This window comes from Geodermatophilus sp. SYSU D01045, from assembly GCF_054050295.1.
Map to the genome: position 1 here is coordinate 20,266 of NZ_JBJGZB010000013.1, position 22,397 is coordinate 42,662.

General features: G+C 74.8%; 21 protein-coding genes and 1 tRNA gene. 13 read left to right on the plus strand and 9 right to left on the minus strand.

The window, feature by feature from the left end; translation table 11 throughout:
• Positions 1–2: 2 nt before the first annotated feature.
• The 3 genes from ACI798_RS12320 to ACI798_RS12330 are packed head-to-tail and all read left to right on the plus strand — an operon-like array spanning position 3 to position 2,064.
• Positions 3–542 carry an FtsB family cell division protein gene (locus ACI798_RS12320; protein WP_457048035.1) on the plus strand — a complete coding sequence of 180 codons (540 nt, stop codon included), beginning with the start codon at positions 3–5 and terminating at the stop codon, positions 540–542.
• A gap of 44 nt (positions 543–586) precedes the next feature.
• Positions 587–1,117: a DUF501 domain-containing protein gene (locus ACI798_RS12325; RefSeq protein WP_456943308.1), complete on the plus strand. Its 531-nt coding sequence runs from the start codon at positions 587–589 to the stop codon at positions 1,115–1,117.
• Positions 1,114–2,064, plus strand: a complete 951-nt coding sequence (locus tag ACI798_RS12330) for a Ppx/GppA phosphatase family protein (RefSeq protein WP_456943307.1) — start codon at positions 1,114–1,116, stop codon at positions 2,062–2,064. Before ACI798_RS12325 ends, ACI798_RS12330 begins: the two co-directional genes overlap by 4 nt.
• 3 nt (positions 2,065–2,067) lie before the next feature.
• On the opposite strand, the gene ACI798_RS12335 is transcribed toward ACI798_RS12330, so the two are convergent.
• The gene (locus tag ACI798_RS12335; protein ID WP_456943306.1) at positions 2,068–2,361 is read right to left on the minus strand and encodes a DUF4235 domain-containing protein; all 294 of its coding nucleotides are present in this window, start codon (positions 2,359–2,361) and stop codon (positions 2,068–2,070) included.
• 63 nt (positions 2,362–2,424) lie between these two features.
• On the opposite strand from ACI798_RS12335, the gene ACI798_RS12340 reads away from it, so the two are divergent.
• The 5 genes from ACI798_RS12340 to ACI798_RS12360 all read left to right on the plus strand — a co-directional run bounded on the left by ACI798_RS12340 (position 2,425) and on the right by ACI798_RS12360 (position 7,572).
• Entirely contained in the window at positions 2,425–3,189 is a 765-nt protein-coding gene (locus tag ACI798_RS12340) for a uracil-DNA glycosylase (protein WP_456943305.1), read from the plus strand.
• Between the two features lie 65 nt (positions 3,190–3,254).
• Positions 3,255–3,328 (plus strand) — tRNA-Leu (locus ACI798_RS12345).
• A 143-nt stretch (positions 3,329–3,471) separates the two neighbouring features.
• Positions 3,472–5,061 (plus strand): M28 family peptidase, encoded by a 1,590-nt coding sequence (locus tag ACI798_RS12350; RefSeq protein WP_456943304.1) that lies wholly within the window; start codon positions 3,472–3,474, stop codon positions 5,059–5,061.
• Positions 5,062–5,247: 186 nt separating this feature from the next.
• The gene (locus ACI798_RS12355) at positions 5,248–6,141 is read left to right on the plus strand and encodes a Bax inhibitor-1/YccA family protein (protein WP_457048036.1); all 894 of its coding nucleotides are present in this window, start codon (positions 5,248–5,250) and stop codon (positions 6,139–6,141) included.
• Positions 6,142–6,315: 174 nt separating this feature from the next.
• A complete protein-coding gene (locus ACI798_RS12360; RefSeq protein ID WP_457048037.1) occupies positions 6,316–7,572 on the plus strand; it encodes an epoxide hydrolase family protein in 1,257 nt (418 codons plus the stop codon).
• Between the two features lie 73 nt (positions 7,573–7,645).
• Here ACI798_RS12360 and ACI798_RS12365 read toward each other — a convergent pair whose 3' ends face one another.
• Positions 7,646–8,866, minus strand: coding sequence for an acetyl-CoA C-acetyltransferase (locus ACI798_RS12365; protein ID WP_457048038.1), 1,221 nt, complete (start codon positions 8,864–8,866; stop codon positions 7,646–7,648).
• Positions 8,867–9,000: 134 nt separating this feature from the next.
• Positions 9,001–10,041: an SGNH/GDSL hydrolase family protein gene (locus tag ACI798_RS12370; protein ID WP_457048039.1), complete on the minus strand. Its 1,041-nt coding sequence runs from the start codon at positions 10,039–10,041 to the stop codon at positions 9,001–9,003.
• Between the two features lie 41 nt (positions 10,042–10,082).
• Here ACI798_RS12370 and ACI798_RS12375 point away from each other — a divergent pair, with 41 nt between their 5' ends.
• The gene (locus ACI798_RS12375; protein WP_456943299.1) at positions 10,083–11,456 is read left to right on the plus strand and encodes a DUF2252 domain-containing protein; all 1,374 of its coding nucleotides are present in this window, start codon (positions 10,083–10,085) and stop codon (positions 11,454–11,456) included.
• Positions 11,457–11,501: 45 nt separating this feature from the next.
• Here the strand turns inward: ACI798_RS12375 and ACI798_RS12380 are convergent, their stop codons facing one another.
• Genes ACI798_RS12380 through ACI798_RS12395 form a run of 4 tightly spaced genes read right to left on the minus strand, consistent with a single transcriptional unit; the run spans position 11,502 to position 15,985 of the window.
• The gene (locus ACI798_RS12380; RefSeq protein ID WP_457048040.1) at positions 11,502–11,951 is read right to left on the minus strand and encodes a GNAT family N-acetyltransferase; all 450 of its coding nucleotides are present in this window, start codon (positions 11,949–11,951) and stop codon (positions 11,502–11,504) included.
• Positions 11,948–12,472: a hypothetical protein gene (locus ACI798_RS12385; RefSeq protein ID WP_457048041.1), complete on the minus strand. Its 525-nt coding sequence runs from the start codon at positions 12,470–12,472 to the stop codon at positions 11,948–11,950. Before ACI798_RS12385 ends, ACI798_RS12380 begins: the two co-directional genes overlap by 4 nt.
• 58 nt (positions 12,473–12,530) lie before the next feature.
• On the minus strand, positions 12,531–14,519 hold the full coding sequence (locus tag ACI798_RS12390) for a VWA domain-containing protein (protein ID WP_456943296.1): 1,989 nt from the start codon (positions 14,517–14,519) through the stop codon (positions 12,531–12,533).
• 2 nt (positions 14,520–14,521) lie between these two features.
• Positions 14,522–15,985, minus strand: coding sequence for a sigma 54-interacting transcriptional regulator (locus tag ACI798_RS12395; protein WP_456943295.1), 1,464 nt, complete (start codon positions 15,983–15,985; stop codon positions 14,522–14,524).
• Between the two features lie 86 nt (positions 15,986–16,071).
• Here ACI798_RS12395 and ilvA point away from each other — a divergent pair, with 86 nt between their 5' ends.
• From ilvA to ACI798_RS12415, 4 genes are all read left to right on the plus strand, one after another.
• Positions 16,072–17,286 (plus strand): threonine ammonia-lyase, encoded by a 1,215-nt coding sequence (gene ilvA / locus ACI798_RS12400; protein WP_456943294.1) that lies wholly within the window; start codon positions 16,072–16,074, stop codon positions 17,284–17,286.
• A gap of 147 nt (positions 17,287–17,433) precedes the next feature.
• Positions 17,434–18,438, plus strand: a complete 1,005-nt coding sequence (locus ACI798_RS12405; protein WP_456943293.1) for an ATP-binding cassette domain-containing protein — start codon at positions 17,434–17,436, stop codon at positions 18,436–18,438.
• Positions 18,435–19,244: an ABC transporter permease gene (locus tag ACI798_RS12410; RefSeq protein WP_456943292.1), complete on the plus strand. Its 810-nt coding sequence runs from the start codon at positions 18,435–18,437 to the stop codon at positions 19,242–19,244. Before ACI798_RS12405 ends, ACI798_RS12410 begins: the two co-directional genes overlap by 4 nt.
• A gap of 91 nt (positions 19,245–19,335) precedes the next feature.
• Positions 19,336–21,393, plus strand: coding sequence for a M3 family metallopeptidase (locus ACI798_RS12415; protein ID WP_457048042.1), 2,058 nt, complete (start codon positions 19,336–19,338; stop codon positions 21,391–21,393).
• Positions 21,394–21,478: 85 nt separating this feature from the next.
• Here the strand turns inward: ACI798_RS12415 and ACI798_RS12420 are convergent, their stop codons facing one another.
• Together ACI798_RS12420 and greA are read right to left on the minus strand one after the other, a co-directional pair.
• Positions 21,479–21,799, minus strand: coding sequence for an RNHCP domain-containing protein (locus tag ACI798_RS12420; RefSeq protein ID WP_336032853.1), 321 nt, complete (start codon positions 21,797–21,799; stop codon positions 21,479–21,481).
• 14 nt (positions 21,800–21,813) lie between these two features.
• Complete coding sequence (greA, locus tag ACI798_RS12425; RefSeq protein ID WP_110907602.1) at positions 21,814–22,314, minus strand: transcription elongation factor GreA; 501 nt, start codon at positions 22,312–22,314, stop codon at positions 21,814–21,816.
• Between the last annotated feature and the right edge of the window lie 83 nt (positions 22,315–22,397).

The window sequence follows — 22,397 nt, forward strand, 5'->3', positions numbered from 1 at the left end:
CGGTGAGCGTCGGCTCGGGGCGGCGGCGGTCGACCGGCCGCCCGCTGTCGCACGCGGCGTCCCGGCCGGTCCCGGCCGGGACGCGGTCGGGCGCCGGCAGCCGTCCCGACGCCCGCCGTCCCGGCCGGCGCACGCCGCCGCGGACGCCCGCGCGTCCCGCGGCGGCCCGCCGGCCGCTGTTCACCGGCCGGACCGTGGTGTTCGTCGGGCTGCTCCTGCTGCTGTCGCTGACGCTGGCCGGGCCGGTGCGGCAGTGGCTGGACGGCCGCGCCGAGATCGCCCGGCTGGCCGCGGAGAGCACCGCCTACGACGAGCGCATCGCCGACCTGCAGGCCGAGCTCGAGCGCCAGGCCGACCCGGCCTGGACCGCCCGCGAGGCCCGCGAGCGGCTGGCCTACGTGCTGCCCGGCGACCGGCTGGTCGTCGTGGTCGACGGCGAGGCGGCCGAGGGCGACGCCGGCACGCTGCCCGACGCCGTCGACGCCGCGCCGCGGCCCTGGTACGAGGAGCTGCTCGGCTCGGTGGCCGACGCCGACGGCTGAGGGGTGCCGTCGGGCCCGCCGACGTGGTGCCGCAGACTCGTCCGGTGACCACCCCGACCACCCCGGGACGCCGGGTGCACGAGCCGATCACGCCGGAGGAGCGCGAGGTCGTCGCCCGGCAGCTGGGCCGGCCGCCGCGCGCGGTGCGGGCGGTCGCGCACCGCTGCCCGTGCGGCCAGCCCGACGTCGTCCAGACCTCGCCGCGGCTGGAGGACGGCACGCCGTTCCCCACGCTGTACTACCTGACCTGCCCGCGGGCGTCGGCGGCCGCCAGCCGGCTGGAGTCCACCGGGCGCATGCGCGAGTGGCAGGACGACCTCGGCACCGACGCCGACCTCGCCGCGGCCTACCGGGCGGCGCACGAGGCGTACCTGGCCGAGCGCGACGCCCTCGGCGAGCTGCCCACCCGCAACACCGCCGGCGGCATGCCCGACCGGGTCAAGTGCCTGCACGCCCTGGCCGGCCACGCGCTGGCCGCGGGGCCGGGTGTGAACCCGATCGGCGACCGCGCGGTGGCCGGGATGGGGGAGTGGTGGGCCGCCGGCCCCTGCGCCCAGCCGGAGGAGCGGCCGTGACCCGCGTGGCCGCGATCGACTGCGGCACCAACTCCATCCGCCTGCTGGTCGCCGACGTGCCGCCCGAGGGCGCGCACACCGACCTGCTGCGCCGCATGGAGGTCGTGCGGCTGGGCCAGGGCGTGGACGCCACCGGCCGGCTCGCCCCCGAGGCGATCGAGCGCACCCGCGTGGTGCTCGCCGAGTACGCCGCCCAGGCCCGCGACCTCGGCGCCACCGCGGTGCGGATGGTGGCCACCAGCGCCACCCGCGACGCCGCCAACCGGGCCGACTTCGAGGCGATGGTGCTGGCCACGCTCGGCCAGCCGCCGGACGTCGTCCCGGGCGACGAGGAGGCGCGGCTGTCCTTCCTCGGCGCCACCGCCTCCCTCGGGGCCGCGGCCGCCGCGCACGGCGGCCCGCCGCCGCGCCCGCCGCACCTGGTGGTCGACATCGGCGGCGGGTCGACGGAGTTCGTCCTCGGCGACGCCGCCGGGGTGCGTGCCGCGCGCTCGGTCGACATCGGCTGCGTGCGGCTCACCGAGCGGCACCTGCACGGCGACCCGCCGACGGCGGACGAGATCGGCGCCACCGAGGCGGACATCCGCGCGGCGCTGGCCGAGGTGGCCGCCGCGGTGCCGGTGGGGGAGGCGGTCACGCTGGTCGGCCTGGCCGGCTCGGTGACCACGGTGGCCGCGCTCGCGCTGCGGCTGCCCGCCTACGACGCCGAGGCCATCCACGGCTCGCGCATCCCCGTCTCGGCGGTCCGCTCGGTCACCGCTGGGCTGCTCACCGCCACCCGGGAGCGGCGGGCCGCGTACCCGGTCATGCACCCGGGCAGGGTCGACGTCATCGGCGCCGGCGCCCTGGTGCTGCGGGTGGTCATGGACGCGTTCGCGCTCGACGAGGTCGTCGTCAGCGAGCACGACATCCTCGACGGCATCGCCCTCGGGCTCGCCCGGGGGTGAACCTCAGCCGGCCTCGTTGACGCCGGGCGGGAGCTTGCCGGTCAGCTGCTGGTAGGCCGTGGCGGCGCCGCGGGCGGCCAGCAGCCGGCCGGCCGCGACCGCCAGCCCGGAGAACGCGGCCCAGGCCAGCGCATCGGGCCAGGAGACCCCGGGCGCGGCCGGGTTCTTCGGCGGGGTCGTGCCACGGGCCGCGTACCAGGCGGCGTCGGTGAGCTTGCGGACGGCGATCCCCGACACGGTGGCCGTCCCCGTGCCGAGGAGCTTCCAGGTCAGCGGCGCCTTCTGCTTGCGGGCCATGGGGTGATCATGCCTGGCGCCCCCGCGGCCCGCGCGTCCCCGGGCGGGTGGTCCACTGGGCGGGTGGCGGTCGACGCGCAGGGGTTCCCGGTCACGCGGACGCCGGCGGGGGTCGCCCGGTCGGCGCGCGCGGCCCGCGACCTCGCCGTCCTGGACGCCCGGATCTCGGGCTGCCGGGCCTGTCCGCGGCTGGTGACCTGGCGCGAGGAGGTGGCCCGCGTCAAGCGCGCCTCGTTCCGCGACCAGGACTACTGGGGCCGCCCGGTGCCGGGCCTGGGGCCCGCCGACGCGCGGATCGCCGTCGTCGGGCTGGCGCCGGCCGCGCACGGCGGCAACCGCACCGGGCGGGTCTTCACCGGCGACCGCAGCGGCGACTGGATCTTCGCCGCGCTGTGGCGGGCCGGCCTGGCCAGCCAGCCGACGTCGACCCACGTCGGGGACGGCCTGGAGCTCACCGGCGTGCGGGTGGCCGCCGCGGTCCGCTGCGCGCCCCCGGACAACGCGCCGACGCCGGCCGAGCGCGACACCTGCTCGCCGTGGCTGGCGCGCGAGCTGGCGTTGCTGCCGGACCTGCGGGTGGTGGTCGTCCTCGGCGGGTTCGGCTGGACGGCGCTGTGGCCGGTCCTCGCCGATGCCGGGTACGCCCTGCCCCGCCCGCGGCCGGCGTTCGGCCACGGCGTGGAGGTGACGCTGCAGGGGCCGCGGGGGCCGCTGACGCTGCTCGGCAGCTACCACGTCAGCCAGCAGAACACGTTCACCGGCCGGCTGACCGAGCCGATGCTGGACGCCGTCCTGTCCCGCGCCACCGAGCTCGCCGGGACCGGCTGAGCCGCAGCGCCGGCGGAGGGCGACCCTAGGCTGGGCGGCGCCGGGCAGCCGTCCGCTGCGTGCCCGCCCCCGTGGCCCAATCGGCAGAGGCAGGCCCCTTAAAAGGGTCGCAGTGTGGGTTCGAGTCCCACCGGGGGCACCGCGTCCGGAACCGCAGCTCTTCCGGCCACATAGCGCATGTGGGCGAGGAAATCCAGGGCTTGACGTCACCCGTGACGGTTTTGACAGGGTTACCCCCCGTGAGCAACGGAGCTCACTCCGACGTTCGAGGGGAAGTCGTCCATGACCCAGGTCCGTCCGTCCCGCCGGTCCCGCCTCGCGGTGATCGGCAGCGCCGGCGCGCTCGCGCTGGCCGGGAGCGTCGTCGCTGCACTCCCCGCCGGCGCCGCCGGCGGGAACAGCTGCGACCACCGGAACAACAACACCGTCGCGAAGTTGACCGAGTGCGTGACGCTCGACGGCGTCATGGAGCACCTGGAGGCCTTCCAGGCCATCGCCGACGCCCACGGGGACACGCGCGCCTCGGGCACCCCCGGCTACACCGCCTCGGCCGACTACGTGGAGGACCGACTCACGGCGGCCGGCTGGACGGTCACCCGTCAGTCGTTCGACTTCACGCTGTACAGGCTGATCGGGACGCCGACCTTCACCGTCGGGGGTGCCGCCCAGGAGTACGGGACCGCCTTCTCCGACATGGAGTACTCCGGCGGCGGGACCGTGACCGGCACCGGCGTCGCCGTCACCGGTGGTGCGCTCGGCCCCGGCTGTGACGCGGGCGCCTTCGAGGGCGTCGACGTCGCCGGTCAGGTGGCGGTCATCCAGCGTGGTGGGTGCGCCTTCGGCGTGAAGGCCGCGAACGCGGAGGCGGCCGGCGCTGCCGCTGTCGTCATCTACAACAACACCGGCGGCGACACCCTCATCGGCGGCACCCTCGGGTCCCCCGTGGGCATCCCGGCGCTCGACGTCTCGCAGAACACCGGCCCGACCCTCGTCGGTCAGACGTTGAGCATCTCCATCCAGACCGAGAACACACCTCAGACCAGTGAGAACGTCATCGCGGAGCTGCCCGGCCGCACCTCGGACAACGTCGTCATGGCCGGCGCGCACCTCGACTCCGTCACCGAGGGGCCGGGCATCAACGACAACGGCTCGGGCAGCGCCGGTCTGATCGAGGTGGCGGAGAACCTGGCCAAGGTCAAGCCGACCAACACGATCCGGTTCGCCTGGTGGGGCGCCGAGGAGTCCGGCCTGGTCGGCTCGACCCACTACGTCTCCCAGCTCGACGAGGCGCAGGTGGAGGACCTCGCGCTCTACCTGAACTTCGACATGATCGGTTCGCCGAATTTCGCCCGCTTCATCTACGACGGCGACCAGTCGAGCTTCGAGGCGCCGGTGGCGGTGCCCGACGGCTCGGACCAGATCGAGTACGTCTTCGAGGACTTCTACGAGTCGCAGGGCCTGTACTACGAGGGCACCGAGTTCAGCGGCCGCAGCGACTACCAGGCGTTCATCGGCGCCGACATCCCGTCGGGCGGCCTGTTCACCGGGGCGGAGGTGCTCAAGGAGGAGTACCAGGTCCCGCTCTACGGCGGTGAGGCCGACGTCGCCTACGACCCGAACTACCACGCGGCCGGGGACGACATCACCAACGTCGACGAGAAGGCGCTCGACCAGAACTCCGACGCCGTCGCCTACGCCGTGCTCACCCTCGCCTACGACACCTCGCGGGTGAACGGGGTGGCCGGCCAGGCGGTGCCCGGTGGCACGTACGAGGGCGACCCGAACGCCCGCGAGTACCGCGTCGAGCGAGACGAGCAGGCCGGTGGCGGTGGCCTCCACGCCGGCCACGACCACGGCGGGGTCGAGGCCTGACCCCAGCTTCCCCAGCACGACCCGGGGGCGCGGCACCGCACGGTGCCGCGCCCCCGGCGCGTCTTCCCACCCGGTAGGGGGTACTGGCAGGGTCAGGAACGCCGAGGCCACCTGCGGCGTTGTATGCACCGAGTGGGGTGCGCAGCAGCAGCCCACCGACCGACCAGTCACCTCGAGGAGATGACGATGCCCAGCTCCAACCCCGTCTTCGGCCGGGGCTTCGCCAACGCCGCGTCCGGCGGTGGCCAGCCGTACGGCCAGGGCTACGGCGCTCCCGGCTCCGGCCAGCAGTACGGCCAGCAGGGCTACGCCGCTCCCGGTCAGCAGTACGGCCAGCCCTACGGCGCGCCGCAGGGCTACGGCGCCCCGCAGGGTTACGGCGCCCCGGCCCCCGCCGGCCCGTACGGCCCGCCGGCCACCCGTTACATGACGATGGACGACGTCGTCCAGAAGACGGGCCTGTCGTTCCTCGTCACCGTCCTCGCCGCGGCCGCCGTCTGGGCGCTGCCCGGCCAGGCCGCGTGGGGTGTGGCTCTGCCCGCGGTGCTCGTGGCCTTCGTCCTGGGCCTGGTGATCAGCTTCAAGCAGATCGCCAACCCGGCGGCGACCCTGGCCTACGGCGCGCTCTACGGTGTCGCGCTCGGCGCCATCAGCGAGGCCTTCAACACGATCTACCCCGGGATCGTGATCCAGGCGGTGATCGGCACCTTCGGTGTCTTCGCCGGCATGCTCGTCGTCTACAAGACCGGCGCCATCCGGGTCACTCCCAAGCTGACCCGCTGGATCGTCGGCGCGCTGTTCGGCGTCCTGGCCCTGGTCCTGGTCAACCTGCTCGTGTCGTTCTTCGTCCCGGGCGGCCTGGGCCTGCGTGACGGCGGCCCGCTGGCCATCGTCTTCAGCCTCGTCGTGATCGGTGTGGCGGCCTTCTCGCTGCTGCTTGACTTCGACATGGCCGACCAGGCGATCCGCCGCGGCGCCCCGGCCAAGTTCGCCTGGTACATCGCCTTCGGCCTGCTCGTCACGGTCGTCTGGCTGTACCTGGAGATCCTGCGGCTGCTGTCCTACTTCCAGGACAACTGACCCGCAGCACGTCCCGGTGGCCCGGTCCCCCTCGGGGGGCCGGGCCACCGGCGTCTCCGGGGTCGGGCGCCGCATCGTCCGCCACGGACGATGCGGGACCGGGTGGCCCCGTCTGGGCTGGGGAGGAGGGCCCCACGACCGGGCTCTCTCCCAGCCCGGCGCCAGGAGGCCTCGATGTCCGCTCCCACCGACCCGACCACCGTCGCCGTCCCCGGGGCCGTGCCCCAGCCGCGCACCACCGCCGAGGGCGACCGCACCGCGATCCGCCCGTTCCGGATCGCCGTCCCGGAGGCGGAGCTGCTGGACCTGCGCCGGCGCGTCGCCGCGACCCGCTGGCCGACCGCGGAGCTGGTCGGGGACCGGTCGCAGGGCGTGCAGCTGGCGACGGTGCAGGCCCTCGTGCGCCACTGGCTCACCGACTTCGACTGGCGCGCGTGCGAGGCGCGGATCAACGCGCTCCCGCAGTTCACCACCGAGATCGACGGGGTGGAGGTCCACTTCCTGCACGTGCGCTCGCGGCACGAGGACGCGCTGCCGCTGGTCATGACGCACGGCTGGCCGGGCTCGGTCGTCGAGCTGCTCGAGACCGTCGGCCCGCTCACCGACCCGACGGCGCACGGCGGCCGCGCCGAGGACGCCTTCCACCTCGTGCTGCCGTCCCTGCCCGGCTACGGCTTCTCCGCCGAGCCGCGGGAGCTCGGCTGGGACGTCGCCCGCGTCGGACGGGCCTGGGCGGAGCTGATGCGCCGCCTCGGGTACTCCCGCTACGTGGCCCAGGGCGGCGACGTGGGCGCCGGCGTGACCGACGCGATGGGCCGGCAGGCGCCCGAGGGGCTGCTCGGCATCCACCTCAACCTGCTCGTGACCGCACTGGGCAGTCCGTTGCCGGGCGACACCGAGCAGGAGAGGGCGGCTCTCGCCGCGATCGCCACCTTCCGGTCCAGCGGCTCCGCCTACTTCCTCGAGCAGGCCACCCGGCCGCAGACGATCGGCTACGGGCTGCTCGACTCACCCGTCGCCCTGGCGGCCTGGATGCTCGACCACGACACGGACTCCTACTACAAGATGGCCCGCGCCTTCACCGACGGGCGGCCCACCGGCAACCTCACCCGCGACCACGTGCTGGACAACGTCACGCTGTACTGGCTGACCGGCACCGGCGCCTCGGCGGCCCGGTCGTACTGGGAGAGCTACGGCCCCGACGCCCCGGCGGCCGCCGCCGGCCAGGCGCCCCCGGAGGTCTCGGTCCCGGTCGGCTTCACCACGTTCCCCGGTGAGATCTGGCGGACACCGCGCAGCTGGGCCGAGCGGAGCTACCCGACCCTCAGCTACTTCAACGAGGTCGACCGCGGCGGGCACTTCGCCGCCTGGGAGGAGCCCGAGCTGTTCACGGCCGAGGTCCGCGCCGCGTTCCGCCCGCTGCGCGGCTGATCCCCCAGCGGAGACGACGGCGGCCCGGCCCCCTCGCGGGGACCGGGCCGCCGTGACGTGCCGCGGGCTCGGGTCAGGAGAGGCGCTCCAGCACCATCGCCATGCCCATGCCGCCACCGACGCACATGGTCTCCAGGCCGAACGTCTTGTCCTTGGTCTGCAGGCCGTTGAGCAGCGTGCCGGTGATGCGGGCGCCGGTCATGCCGAAGGGGTGGCCGACGGCGATCGCGCCGCCGTGCACGTTCAGCTTGTCGATGTCGATGCCCAGGTCCCGGTAGCTCGGGATGACCTGCGCGGCGAAGGCCTCGTTGATCTCGACGAGGTCGATGTCGTCGATGGTCATGCCCGCCCGCTGCAGGGCGAGCTTCGAGGCGTCGACCGGGCCGTAGCCCATGATCTCCGGGGACAGGCCGGTGACCGCGGTGGAGACGATGCGGGCCAACGGGGTGAGGCCGAGGTCGCGGGCCTTGGTGTCGCTCATGACGACGACCGCGGCGGCGCCGTCGTTGAGCGGGCAGGCGTTGCCGGCGGTGACCCGGCCGTCGGGGCGGAAGACCGGCTTGAGGCCGGAGATGCCCTCCAGGGTGGTGCCGGGACGCGGGCCGTCGTCCTTGCTGACGACCGTGCCGTCGGGGGTGGTGACCGGGGTGATCTCCCGCTCCCAGAAGCCCTCGGCGATGGCCTTCTCGGCCAGGTTCTGGCTGCGGACGGCGAACTCGTCCATCTCCTGCCGGGAGACGTCCTTGAGCAGCGCCAGGTTCTCGGCGGTCTGCCCCATGGCGATGTAGACGTCGGGGATCTCGCCGTTCTCCCGCGGGTCGGTCCACGAGTCGGCGCCGCTCTCGGCGGTCTTGGCCACGCGCGCCTCGGCGTCGGTGAAGACCGGGTTGTGGGTGTCGGGCAGCGAGTCGCTGTTGCCCTTCACGAAGCGGGAGACCATCTCGACGCCGGCGGAGACGAACACGTCGCCCTCGCCGGCCTTGATCGCGTGCATGGCCATGCGGGTCGTCTGCAGCGACGACGAGCAGTAGCGGGTGATCGTGGTGCCCGGCAGGTGGTCCATGCCGAGGAGCACGCTGACGACGCGGCCCATGTTGTGGCCCTGCTCGCCGCCGGGCAGACCGCAGCCGAGGATCAGGTCGTCGATGTCGGTCGGGTCCAGGGCGGGGACCTTGTCCAGCGCCGCGCGGACGATGGTGGCGGTCAGGTCGTCGGGACGCAGGTCCTTGAGCGACCCCTTGAACGCACGCCCGATGGGGGAGCGCGCGGTCGCGACGATGACGGCTTCGGGCATGGGGTCCTCCACGGTGAGGGGCTCCCGGCCGGGGGTGCCGGGTGTCGGGTCACCCCGGAAACTACCCCTGGGTACGCGGCCGGTCGCGGGTGCGCCGGGAACAGAGCGCCGCTGTGTTGCGGGTCACTCGGCGCTCAGCCGACGGTGACCTCCGCGGCCTCCCCGAGCTCCTCGGGACTGGGCAGGTCAGTGGGCCGGCGGCGCAGCAGCCGCGCCCAGGTGCCCAGCGGGCCGGTGCTCGAGCCGCGGACCTCGGTGGCCCGGACCTCGGTGCCCGGTCGGCCGGCGGCCCGCGCCGCGGCCTGCGCCACCGGGCGCACCGAGGTGCGGCGCAGCCGCCCGCGCTCGGCCCGGGCCGGCCAGACGCCGATGGCGTCGGCGAGCGCGGGGAGGATGACCGCGGCGGCCTGCGCGTATCCGGCCGCGCTGGGGTGGAACTCGTCGACGCTGAACAGCGAGCGGTCCTGGGCGAAGCTCGGCCCGAGCACCGAGCCGAGCGACACCGTCCGCCCGCCGGCCTCCACGACGGCGATCGTCTGCGCCGCGGCCAGCTGCCGGCTCCACCGCCGGGCCAGCAGCCGCAGCGGCTGCCCGATCGGCCGGATCGTCCCGAGGTCGGGGCAGGTGCCGACGACGACCTGCGCGCCCGCCTCGCGCAGCCGCCGCACCGCGTCGGCCAGGTGGCGCACCGAGACCGACGGGCGGGTGCGGGTGGTGACGTCGTTGGCGCCGATCATGATCAGCGCGACGTCCGGCTTCTCGGCCAGCGCGGATTCCACCTGCGGGTCCAGCTCGCAGGACTCGGCGCCGGAGACCGCCACCCGGACCAGCCGCACGGGCCGCTCGGCGAGCTCGGTCAGCGCGGCGGCGAGCAGCACGCCCGGGGTCTCGGCGGCGCGGGTGACGCCCAGGCCGACGGCGCTGGAGTCGCCGAGCACGGTGAACACGATCGGCCTGCCGCGGCGCCGGCCGTAGACGCCGTTCCCGGAGGGCGGGTCCTGCTTCGACGTCCGTGCCTCGACCCTCCGGCGGGCCGCGAGGGCCTGGAGGCGCAGCAGCCCGAGCAGGCCGGCCCCGGCCAGGCCCAGCCCGCCGCCGCCGTAGGCGGCGCCGGCCGCCAGCCGTCGCGCCCTGCTCGCCCTCGTCACCGCCACCCCGATCGTCGCGCCGCGCAACCGTCTGTCCTGCAGGCTAGTCGGCCTCTACGGTGCCCCCCGTGCCCGAATCCCCCCGACGGGGGGCCCCCGAGGGAGCCCCCGGTGACCGCTCGCAGCTGATCGTCGACGTCCTGGTCGAGGCCTTCTCCGAGCTGATGGCGGCCGACGCCGACGCCTTCCGGACCAAGTTCCGCAAGATGGCCGCCGGCCCCTTCGCGTTCTACCGCGGCAGCGCCTGCCTCTTCTACGCCGACATGGACCGCCTCGAGGACCCCTGGTGCGACGAGCGGACCAGCCGGGTGTGGATCCAGGGCGACCTGCACGCGGAGAACTTCGGCACCTACATGGACGGCGCCGGGCGGATCGTGTTCGACGTCAACGACTTCGACGAGGCCTACGTCGGCTCGGTCACCTGGGACCTGCGCCGGTTCGCCGCCAGCTTCGCGCTGCTGGCGTGGAGCAAGGCGCTCGGCGACGACGTCATCGGCGAGCTGGTCGGCACCTACCTCGGCGCCTACCTGGACCAGGTCGAGGCGTTCCGCCGCTCCGACGACGACCGGTCGTTCGCGCTGACCACCGCGAACACCGAGGGCGCCGTCCGCGAGGCGATCCTCGAGACGACCACCCGCACCCGGGCCTCGCTGCTGGACCGGATGACCGTCGTCGAGGGGTACCGGCGGCGGTTCACCGACGGCGGCCGCACCCGCCGGCTCGACGACGCCGAGCGCGACCGGGTGCTCGCCGCACTGGACCGCTGGCGGGAGACCGTCGTCCCGCCGGTGCGCCGCCGCGACGTCGCCTACGACGTCAAGGACGTCATCGGCACCGGCGGCTTCGGCATCGGCAGCGCCGGCCTGCCCGCCTACAACGTGCTGCTCGAGGGCTACGACCAGGCGCTGGAGAACGACGTCGTCCTCTCGCTCAAGCAGGGCAACGTGGCCGCGCCCAGCCGGATCGTCCGCGACGAGCGGATCCGCTCCTACTTCGAGCACCACGGGCACCGCACCGCGGTCAGCCAGCGGGCGCTGCAGGCCAACGCCTCGCAGTTCCTCGGCCACACCGAGATCGACGGCGTCGGCTTCGTCGTCCAGGAGCTCTCGCCCTACGAGGTGGACCTAGACTGGGACGACCTCACCGAGCCCGAGGAGATCGCCCCGGTCGTGGCCCAGCTCGGCCGGGCGACGGCGAAGATGCACTGCGTCGGCGACGTCGACAGCGACCACACGCTGGTCGACTTCCAGACCGAGGAGGCGGTGTCGGCGATGGTCGGCGGCCGGCGCGAGGAGTTCGTCGCCGACCTGGTCGACTTCGCGCACTCCTACGCGCGGCGGACGCAGGAGGACCACCGGCTGTTCGTCGACGCCTTCCGCGCCGGGCGCATCCCCGGGATCAGCTCGAGCGGCGCCCACCCGCTCCGGCTCCACGAGGCATAGGGAGCGTTCCCCGTGTCCTGGTCGCCAGGACGCGGGGAGAGCTCCCTATGCCTCGTGCGAGCCGAGCGCGGTGAGCATGCCGACGTGCGGGCCGATGCCCGCGACGTCGAACGGCTCGGTCACCACGCGGAAGCCCATCCGCTCGTAGAAGCCGGCCGCGGGGACGCGGGCGTTGCACCACAGCAGGTCCGCGTCCCGCGCGGCGAGCAGCTCCCGGCTCGCCGCGACCAGGGCGCGGCCGGCCCCGGCGCCCCGCACGGCGGGGTCGGTGGCCATGCCGCGCAGCTGCCACGGCGCCCGGGCCGGCCGCCACGGGCAGGGCGCGGGGGACAGCCGGACGACGCCGACCACCCGCCCGTCGGCGGTCCGGGCGGCCAGGTGCACGGTCGCGGGGTCGTCGTCGCCGGGCATCGCGGCCGGCCCGCCGCCGCGCAGGACGGCGCTGCGCAGCGGCAGGACGACGTCGACGCCGACCTCCTCGACCGTGACGGTCAACTCGTGGGCGCGGCCGGGGTGCCGCAGTTCTGCTGGTAGTAGGTGCCGACGCGCGACAGCGCCGGCCCGGCCGCCGAGCCCTCCACGGCGGCGACGGCGGCGTCCACCTGCGCCCCGGCGTCGGGGCTGTCCGGGTCGATCGCGCCCACCTGGTCGCGCAGCTGCGCCACCCCGTCGCGGACCGCCTGCCAGTCGGCGGCGACCTCCGCGGGGGCGGTCACCCCGTCGAAGGCGGTGACGGCCTGGTCGAGCAGAGGGGGCAGGGCCGCGACGCCCTGGCTCTCGGCCGCCTCGAGGGCGGAGCTCAGCCGGGTGACCACCGGCGTGGCATCGGCGCAGAAGGCCGCCGCGTCGGGCGGCGCGGACGACGACGGCGCGGACGACGAGGCGGACGACGTGGTGGTGGCCGCGCCCGAGGAGGACGACGACGCCGACGAGCCGCCGTCGTCCCCGCCTCCGCAGCCGGCGATCAGCAGGCAGCCGGCGGCGGTGAGCAGGCCGGCGCGGAGCAGTCGCGTCACGGCCCCACGCTAACCGGCGGGTACCGGCCACCCGTCCCGGTGGCCGGTACCGGCCGGCTCAGCGGGCCCGGCGTCCCCGGCGGGTGCGCAGGTAGTCCGCGACGACGTACTCGCCGAGCCGCTCGCTGTCGGGCGTGAAGACCCGGCCGCCGGCGCGCGCGGTGATGTCGTGGACGAAGTGCACCAGGCTGGGCTCGGGGTCGAGCGCGAACACGTTGAGCGTCGCGCCGGACCGGGCGACCCGCTCCACCTCGGCGACGGTCCGCGCGATCGTCTCGGGCATCGGCGGCCAGCAGAAGTACGGCGTGCCGTCCTCCTCCAGGTGCGCCGTCGGCTCGCCGTCGGTGACCACCAGGACCACCGGCTCGGCGTCCCGGTGCCGGGCCAGGAACCGGCGGGCGAGGATCAGCCCGTGCTGCAGGTTGGTGCCCTGCAGGGTGTCCACGCTCAGCTCGGCCAGCGTCTCCGGCTTGAGCACCTGCGCGGTCGACGAGAACCCGATGATCTGGATCGCGTCCTGCGGGAAGCGCGTGGTCACCAGCGAGTGCAGCGCCATCGCCGTCGACTTGGCCGCGCCCCACGTGCCGCGCAGCGCCATCGAGTAGGACAGGTCGACCAGCAGCGCGACCGCGGCGCCGGTGCGCCGCTCGGTCTCCACGACCTCGAAGTCCTCGACGGCGATGCGGACCCGCCGGTCGCCGTCCCCGTGCGGGTCGCCGGCGGTGCGCAGCACCGCGTTCCGGACCGTGCGGACGACGTCGAGCGGCTGCTCGTCGCCGAACTGCCACTCCCGCGAGCTGCCGGTGAGCTCCCCGGCGGCGCCGGCGTCGGCGACGTCGTGCTCGCCGCGGCCGGTGGCGTCGAGCTTCGCGAACACCCGCCGCAGCGCGGTCGCGCCCAGCCGGCGCACCGCCTTCGGCGAGAGCTCCAGCTTGCCGTCGGAGCGGTTGAGGTAGCCCTGCCGCTCCAGCTCGCGCTCCATCTGCCGCAGCGCCGCGAGGTCGTCGACGGCCTCCCGGCCCAGCGCCTGCTCGAGCAGCTCCTCGTCGACGTCGGCCAGCGAGGCGCCGGCGTAGCCCTGCGAGAGCTGGTTGGACAGCGCCTCGAGGTCGGCCAGCTCCGCGACGGCGCTGGTGGCGTCGCCGAGGCCGAGGCCCTGCTCGCCGTCGGGCACCTGGCCGCGCTGCCCCCACGGCAGGTCGGGGCGGGCCTGGCGCAGCGCGTCCTGCAGGTGGGCCATCTCGCTGGCCAGCCCCAGGTCGGACATGGTCTGCGCCATCAGGTCGGCCAGCTCCGCCCGCTGCTCGGGGGACAGGCCGGCCATCATCCGCTCCTGCGCGGCGGCCCGGCGGGCGAGGGAGTCGATCAGCTCGTCCACCGACTGCGGGTCGTCCGGGAAGAACTGCCCGTGCTTGTCCATGAACTCGCGGAAGCGCTCCTCGGTGTCCTCACCGCGGTTGTGCGCGTCCACCAGCTGCGACAGGTCGGCGACCATGTCCTTGACCGCCTGCACGTCCTGCTCGGTGGCGTTCTGCAGCGCCTGCTTCATGTTGGCGAAGGAGCTGTCGAGCACCTCCCGCCGCAGCAGGTCCTGGATCTGGTCGTAGGTCTGCCGGGCCTCGGCCGAGGCCCAGTCGTACTCCTTGAGCGCCCGGACCGCGCCCGCGGTGTCCTGGGGCAGCGCGTCGAGCTCGGCCTCCTTGAGCCGGGCCAGGTCGTCGGGGTCGGGGAACAGCTCCCGGCGCTCGGCCGCGAGTGCCCGGTCGAGCAGCTCCCGGACCTCCTGCAGCGTGCCGTCCATCCGGCCGGCGGTGCGGGCCTGGCGCAGCCGGTCCCGCACGGAGCGGCGCAGCTCGTCGAGGCCGCGCCGGCCGTCCATCCCGCGGCGCAGCAGCTCCCGCAGCGCCTCGCGGACGCCGCTGCCGCCGAGCACCGAGTCGCCGATCTCGTCGACGGCGCTGCCCAGGTCGTAGGGCGGGGCCAGCGGGTCGGGCCCGCCCCGCCAGCGGCCGTACCGGTACCCCTTGCCGGGGCGTGGGCGGACCACCGTCAGGCCCCGTACACCGTGCGGGTGCCGTCGGTGTCCTTGGCCAGCCGGCGGGTGAGGTACAGCCCCTCGAGGGCGAACTCGACCGCCGCGGCCGCCTGCTCGGCGGACTCCTCGCCCTCCGGCACCCCGAGGCGGCCCAGCAGCTCGGCCAGCCGCGGGATGGTGCCCAGCTGGCCCAGCAGCGCCGCGCCCGGCACCAGCTCGCCGGACTCGACGGTCTCCCCGCCGGTGAAGTGCTCCTGCAGGCCGGTCAGGTCCAGCCCGCCGCAGCGGGCGCGGAAGGTCTGCGCGGTCGCCTGCCGCAGCAGGTGCTCCAGCACCTCCAGCTCCCGGTCGTCGTCGGGGTCGCTGCCGGCGTCGGCGAACTCGACCTTGCCGCGGCTGGCCGGGACGACGCCCGGCAGGTCGACCACCCGGGCCACCGGCCGCGTCTCCCCGGCGATCGCGGCCCGGCGGACGGCGGAGGCGGCGACGGTCTCCAGCCCGGCGATGGCGAACCGGGCGCTGACGCCGGAGCGCTGGTCGACGTGGCTGGACTCGCGGACCAGCCGGGTGAACCGGGCGATGATCTCGACCAGGTGCTGGGGGACGACGGGCGCGTCGAACGCGTCGTGCCCGCTCGGGGCGCCGAGGCCGCTGGTCCGCGCCTCCTGCTCCAGCAGCCGGATCTCGTCGGCGAGCTCGATCGGGTAGTGGGTGCGCACCTCCGCGCCGAAGCGGTCCTTGAGCGGGGTGATGATCCGCCCGCGGTTGGTGTAGTCCTCCGGGTTGGCGCTGGCCACGAGCAGCAGGTCCAGCGGCAGCCGCACCCGGTAGCCGCGGATCTGGATGTCGCGCTCCTCGAGCACGTTGAGCAGCGCGACCTGGATCCGCTCGGCGAGGTCGGGCAGCTCGTTGACGCTGAAGATGCCGCGGTTGGTGCGCGGGACCAGGCCGTAGTGGACCGTCTCCGGGTCGCCCAGGGTGCGACCCTCGGCCACCTTGATCGGGTCGACGTCGCCGATGAGGTCGCCCACGCTGGTGTCGGGGGTGGCCAGCTTCTCGCCGAAGCGCTCGCTGCGGTGCAGCCAGCCGACCGGTGTGTCGTCGCCGTGCTCGGCGATCTGGCGGTGCGCCCACACGCTGATCGGGTGCAGCGGGTGCTCGTTGAGCTCGCTGCCGACGAGGACCGGGGTCCACTCGTCGAGCAGGCCGACGAGGGTGCGGATGAGGCGGGTCTTGCCCTGGCCGCGCTCGCCCAGCAGGACGAGGTCGTGGCCGGCGATGAGGGCCCGCTCGACCTCGGGGACGACGGTGTCCTCGAAGCCGACGATGCCCGGGAGGGTGGGCTCGCCGGCGCCCAGGCGGGCGAGCAGGTTGGCGCGGATCTCGGCCTTGACCGGCCGGGCGACGGCTCCGCTGGCACGGAGCTCGCCGAGGGTCGTGGGTGCGGGTGGGGTCTGCGCTGGGGCGACGTCCGTCACCTCAGCCACGGTACGACGACCAGGGACGATGCGGGAGCGGCTGCGTCGGGCCGGACGTGATCGTCCTCCCTGCGAGGATCAGGGGCATGGGAGCGGAGCTGGTCACCGGAGCCGACGTCGTCGCCGCCGCCGGGCTGCTGGACGGGGTCGCCCGGCGCACGCCGCTGGAGCACTCGCGGGCGCTGGCCGAGCGGGTCGGCGGCCCGGTGCACCTCAAGTGCGAGAACCTGCAGCACACCGGCTCGTTCAAGTTCCGCGGCGCCTACGTGCGGCTGTCCCGGCTGACCGCGGAGGAGCGGGCCCGCGGGGTCGTCGCCGCCAGCGCCGGCAACCACGCGCAGGGGGTGGCGCTGGCCGCCCGGATGCTCGGCGTCCGGGCCACGGTGTTCATGCCCGAGTCCGCGCCGCTGCCGAAGGTGGCGGCCACCCGCGGCTACGGCGCCGACGCGCGGCTGGTCGGGGCCGACCTCACCGCGGCGCTGGCGGCCGCCGTCGAGCACGCCGAGGCGACCGGGGCGGTGTTCATCCACCCGTTCGACCACCCCGACGTGATCGCGGGGCAGGGGACGGTCGGGCTGGAGCTGATCGAGCAGTGCCCCGACGTCGCCACCGTCGTCGTCTGCACCGGGGGCGGCGGGCTGGTGTCCGGGATCGCGGCCGCGGTCCGGGAGCGGCGGCCGGAGGCGCAGGTCGTGGCGGTGCAGGCGGCCGGCGCCGCCGCGTTCCCGGGGTCGCTGGCCGCCGGGCGGCCGGTGGCGCTGACCGGGGTCTCCACGATGGCCGACGGCATCGCCGTGGGCGCACCCAGCGACCTCACGCTCGCGCACGTCCGCGACCTGGTCGACGACGTGCGCACGGTGGGGGAGGAGGACCTCTCCCGCGCGCTGCTGTTCTGCCTGGAGCGGGCCAAGCTCGTCGTCGAGCCGGCGGGGGTGGCCGCGGTCGCGGCGGTGATGGCCGAGCCGGAGGCGTTCCGGCCGCCGGTCGTCGCCGTCGTGTCCGGCGGCAACGTCGACCCGGTGCTGATGATGAAGGTGGTCCAGCACGGCATGGCCGCCGCGGGCCGGTACCTGCGGCTGCGGCTGGCCGTCCCCGACCGGCCGGGGTCGCTGGCCGGGGTGCTCGCCGTCCTCGCCGAGGCCGGCGCCAACGTGCTCGAGGTCGAGCACGAGCGGACGGCGACCCGCCTGGACCTCGGGCAGGTCGAGGTGTTCGTCGTCCTCGAGACGCGCGGCCCGGACCACGCGCGCACCGTCGTCACCGCGCTCGAGCAGGCCGGTTTCGCCGTCGCGGAGGCCTAGCGCTCACTTCTCCCGGGTCCGGCGGTCTCCCCTCCGGGACCGCCGGACGAGGAGAGGTGTCGTGGGAGAGAACAGCAGGCGTCGGGTCGTTCGCGGACCGCGAAAAGGACTCGGGAAGTGTCGGTGCTCACACCTAGTTTCCCTGTCATGAACGACGCGATCCTCGTCGAGGGACTGCAGAAGCGCTTCGGGTCGAACACGGCGCTGGCGGGGGTGGACCTCGCCGTTCCCGAGGGCACGGTGCTCGGCCTGCTCGGGCCCAACGGCGCGGGCAAGACGACCGTCGTCCGCATCCTGACCACGCTGCTGCAGCCCGACGGCGGGCGCGCGGAGGTGGCCGGGGTCGACGTCGTCCGCGAGCCGGACCGGGTGCGCTCGCTCATCGGGCTGACCGGGCAGTACGCCGCGGTCGACGAGTACCTGACCGGGTTCGAGAACCTGGAGATGGTCGGCCGGCTGTACCGGCTGGGGAAGCGGGAGTCGCGGGCCCGCGCGGGGGAGCTGCTCGAGCGGTTCGACCTCACCGACGCCGCGAACCGGCCGGCGAAGACCTACTCCGGCGGCATGCGCCGGCGGCTGGACATCGCCGCCTCGCTCATCGCCCGGCCGCGGGTGCTCTTCCTGGACGAGCCCACCACCGGCCTCGACCCGCGCAGCCGGCTGGCGATGTGGGAGTTCATCGCCGACCTCGCCGACGGCGGGACGACGATCCTGCTCACCACCCAGTACCTGGAGGAGGCCGACCGGCTGGCCGACGGGATGGTGGTCATCGACCGCGGCCGGGCGATCGCGCGCGGCACGGCCGACGAGCTCAAGGCGCAGGTCGGCGGGCAGCGGCTGGAGTTCGCGGTCACCGACGCGGGCGCCCTGCCGGAGATGGTGGCGCGGCTGCGGCCGCTGGCGGTCGACGAGCCGCACGTCGACGAGCAGGCGCGCCGGCTGAGCATCCCCGTCAGCGGTGGCGCGGAGGTCCTGGCCGACGCGCTGCGCCGGCTCGACGGCCACACCGCCGACATCTTCGACGTCGGGCTGCGCCGCCCCGATCTCGACGACGTGTTCCTGGCGCTGACCGGTCACGCCGCCGAGGGCGAGGACGCCGGCACCACCGACCAGACCCCGGCCGAGCCGGTCCCCGCGGGAGGCGTGCGATGACCTCGCTGTCCGCGACGCTGTCCGACAGCGTCGTCATCACCAAGCGCAACCTGATCAAGGTCAAGCGGGTGCCCGACCTGATCGTGTTCGCGACGCTGTCGCCGATCATGTTCGTGGTGCTGTTCCGCTACGTGTTCGGCGGCGCGATCGGCGGGCTGCCGCCGGGCATCAGCTACGCGGAGTTCCTGCTGCCGGGGATCTTCGCGCAGACCGTCGTCTTCGGCTCCACCGTCACCGGCGCGAGCATCGCCGAGGACCTGCAGAAGGGGCTGATCGACCGGTTCCGGTCGCTGCCGATGTCGCGGTCGGCGGTGCTGGTCGGGCGCACCATCGCCGACTCCGGGCTCAACGTCATCTCGATCACGGTGATGGCGCTGACCGGCCTGGTGGTCGGCTGGCGGATCAACTCCTCGTTCGGCGAGGCGGTGGGCGGGTTCCTCGTGCTGCTGGTGTTCGCCTACGCGATCTCGTGGCTGATGGCGGTGGTCGGGCTGCTGGTCCGCACGCCGGAGGTGGTGAACAACGCCAGCTTCATCGTGATCTTCCCGCTGACGTTCATCGCCAACACGTTCGTGCCGCTGGAGACCTTCCCGGCGGTGCTGCGCACCTTCGCCGAGTGGAACCCCGTCTCGTCGGTGACGCTGGCCGCGCGGGAGCTGTTCGGCAACGTGCCCGCCGGCTACCCGGTGCCCGACGCGTGGCCGCTGCAGAACCCGGTGCTCTACACGCTGATCTGGACGGCGGTCATCCTCGCGGTGTTCGTGCCGCTGTCGGTCCGCCTCTACCAGCGCACCGCGTCCCGGTAGAGCGACCGTCGTACCCCGGTGGCCCAGGACCTCCTCGGTCCTGGGCCACCGGCGTACAGACCTCGTGCGGCGCGGCGCAGGATGGACGGTGATGAGCGCCGAGACCGCCCCCGCCGTGTCCAACCCGCTGTTCGCCGAGTCGCCGCTGCCGTACGGGCTGCCGCCGTTCGCCGACATCACGCTCGAGCACTGCCGCCAGGCGGTGCTGGCCGGGATGGCCGAGCAGCGCGCCGAGATCGCCGCGATCACCGGCTCGGCCGAGCCGCCGACCTTCGCGAACACGATCGAGGCCCTCGAGCGCTCCGGCGCGCTGCTGCGCCGGGCCGAGGCGGTGTTCGGCAACCTGTCCTCGTCGCTGTCCACGCCGCGGCTGCGGGAGATCGAGCGGGAGCTCGCGCCGCTGGAGGCCGCGCACGCCGACGCGCTGCGGCTGGACCCCGGACTGTTCGCCCGCGTCGACGCCGTCCACGCCGCCCGCCACGAGGCCGGGCTCGACCCCGAGGCGGTCCGGCTGGTGGAGCGGCACCACCTCGACCGGGTGCTGGCCGGCGCCCGCCTCGACGAGGCCGGCCGCGCCCGGCTGTCGGAGCTGAACCGCGAGCTGTCGGAGCTGTCCACGCGGTTCGGGCAGAACCTGCAGCTGGCCACCGAGGCCGCCGCCGTCCGGGTGGCCGACCCCGCCGAGCTCGACGGGCTCTCCGAGGAGGAGGTCGCCGCCGCGGCCCGCGCCGCCGCCGACCGCGGCCTCGACGGGTACGTGCTGCCGCTGCTGCTGCCCACCGGCCAGCCGGTGCTGGCCAAGCTGCGCGACCGGGAGCTGCGCCGCCGCGTGTTCGAGGCGTCGGTGACCCGCGCGTCGTCAGGCGAGCACGACAACGGGCCGGTGGCCGCGCGGATCGCCCGGCTGCGCGCCGAGCGGGCGCGGCTGCTCGGCTTCGCCACCCACGCCGACCTGGTGCTCGCCGACCAGACCGCCGGCAGCACCGACGCCGTCGACGCGATGCTCTCCTCGATGGTCGGCCCCTCGACGGCGAACGCGCGGGCCGAGGCCGCGGTGCTGGCCGAGGCCGCCGCCCGCGACGGCATCGCCGAGCTGGCGCCCTGGGACTGGGCCTTCTACAGCGAGCGGGTGCGCGCCGAGCGGTACTCGGTCGACACCGCGGCGCTGCGGTCGTGGTTCGAGCTGGACCGGGTGCTCGTCGACGGCGTCTTCCGGGCCGCGGAGCTGCTCTACGGCCTCCGGTTCAGTCCCCGCCCGGACCTCGCCGGCTACCACCCCGACGTCCGCGTGTGGGAGGTCAGCGGTCCCGACGGCGAGGCGGTCGGCCTGTACCTCGGCGACTTCACGGCGCGCGAGGGCAAGCGCGGCGGGGCCTGGATGAGTTCGTTCGTCACCCAGTCGCGGCTGCTCGGCACCCGGCCGGTCGTCGTCAACAACCTCAACGTGGCCCGCGCGCCCGAGGGCCGGCCGACGCTGCTCACCCTCGACGAGGTCGACACGCTCTTCCACGAGTTCGGCCACGCGCTGCACGGGCTGAGCTCCGCGGTGACCTACCCGCGCTTCGCCGGGACCGCGGTGCCGCGGGACTTCGTCGAGTTCCCGAGCCAGGTCAACGAGATGTGGGCGCTGTGGCCGGAGGTGCTCGCGCACTACGCGCGGCACGTCGAGACGGGGGAGCCGCTGCCGTCGTCCGCCGTCGAGGCGCTCGACGCCGCCCGGCTGTGGGGCGAGGGCTTCGCGACGCTGGAGTACCTCGCCGCGACGCTGCTGGACCAGGCCTGGCACCGGATCACCCCGGAGACCGAGATCGACGACCCGGCGGAGTTCGAGCGGCGGGCGCTCGAGGCGGCCGGCGTCGCCTCCGACCTGGTCCCGCCGCGCTACCGGACGACGTACTTCCAGCACGTCTTCGCCGGCGGCTACGCGGCGGGCTACTACTCCTACATCTGGTCGGAGGTGCTCGACGCCGACACCGTCGAGTGGTTCCGCGAGAACGGCGGCCTGCGGCGGGAGAACGGCGACGTCTTCCGCGAGCGGCTGCTGTCCCGCGGCGGCTCGGTGGACCCGCTGGAGGCCTTCCGCGCCGTCCGCGGCCGCGACGCCGACCCGGCGCCCCTGCTCCGCCGCCGCGGCCTCGCGCCGGCCTGACGGCGCCTGCTCCTGGGGCGTTCCTCGTCCTCCGGGGATCCTGCAGGACCCCTGGACCGCGAGGAGCACCCCAGGAGCGGCGGCGTCACAACCAGGGGAGCGAGAGGACCAGGTCCAGGTCGTCGGGGGCGTCGCCGTCGCGGACGAGCCGGTTGGGCTGGCGGTGGCCGCACGCCGTGCAGCGGTGCACCACCTGCCAGCCCTTGCCGGACTTCTCGACCAGGCCGATCGGCTCCATCGGCTGCCGGCACTCGCTGGCCCGGTCGCCGGGCAGGTCGTCGACGTGCAGCGACCACAGGCACACCGGGCAGTGGTTGCGGTAGTGCCCGTCGGTGTTCGCGGGGACGTCGGCGGCGCAGTGCACGCAGACGAAGCCGGTGTTCTCCGCCCGCCGGGAGCGGGCCACGACGCGGGGCCGGGTCAGGGGACGAACGGCTCGACGGCGACGACCTCGACGGTGATGTCGCGGCCGTTGGGCGCCTGGTAGGTGACCGAGGTGCCCGGCTTCGCGCCGAGGATCGCCGAGCCCATCGCCGACTCCGGCGAGTAGACGGCGAGGTCGGTGGTGCCCGCGATCTCGCGGGAGCCGAGCAGGAACTTCTCGGTCTCGTCGTCGCCCTGGAAGCGGATGGTGATGACCGTGCCGAGCTCGGCGGTGGTGGCCGTCGTCGGCGGCTCGCCCACGCGCGCCTTGCGGAGCAGGTCGGTCAGCTGCCGGATCCGGCCCTCCTGCTTGCCCTGCTCCTCCTTGGCGGCGTGGTAACCGCCGTTCTCCTTGAGGTCGCCCTCCTCGCGGCGGGCGTTGATCTCGGCGGCCATGGCGGGCCGGCCGGCCACCAACTGGTCGAGCTCGGCCTTCAGCCGGTCGTGGGCCTCCTGGGTCAGCCAGATGCCCTGCTCGTTCTCAGTGGGGGTGGTCACGCGGGGTACTCCTGCACAGCTCGGGGGCCGCGTCCCGGTCGGGAGGCGACGACGTCGATCCGGCCAAGCTAACACCGGCCGGG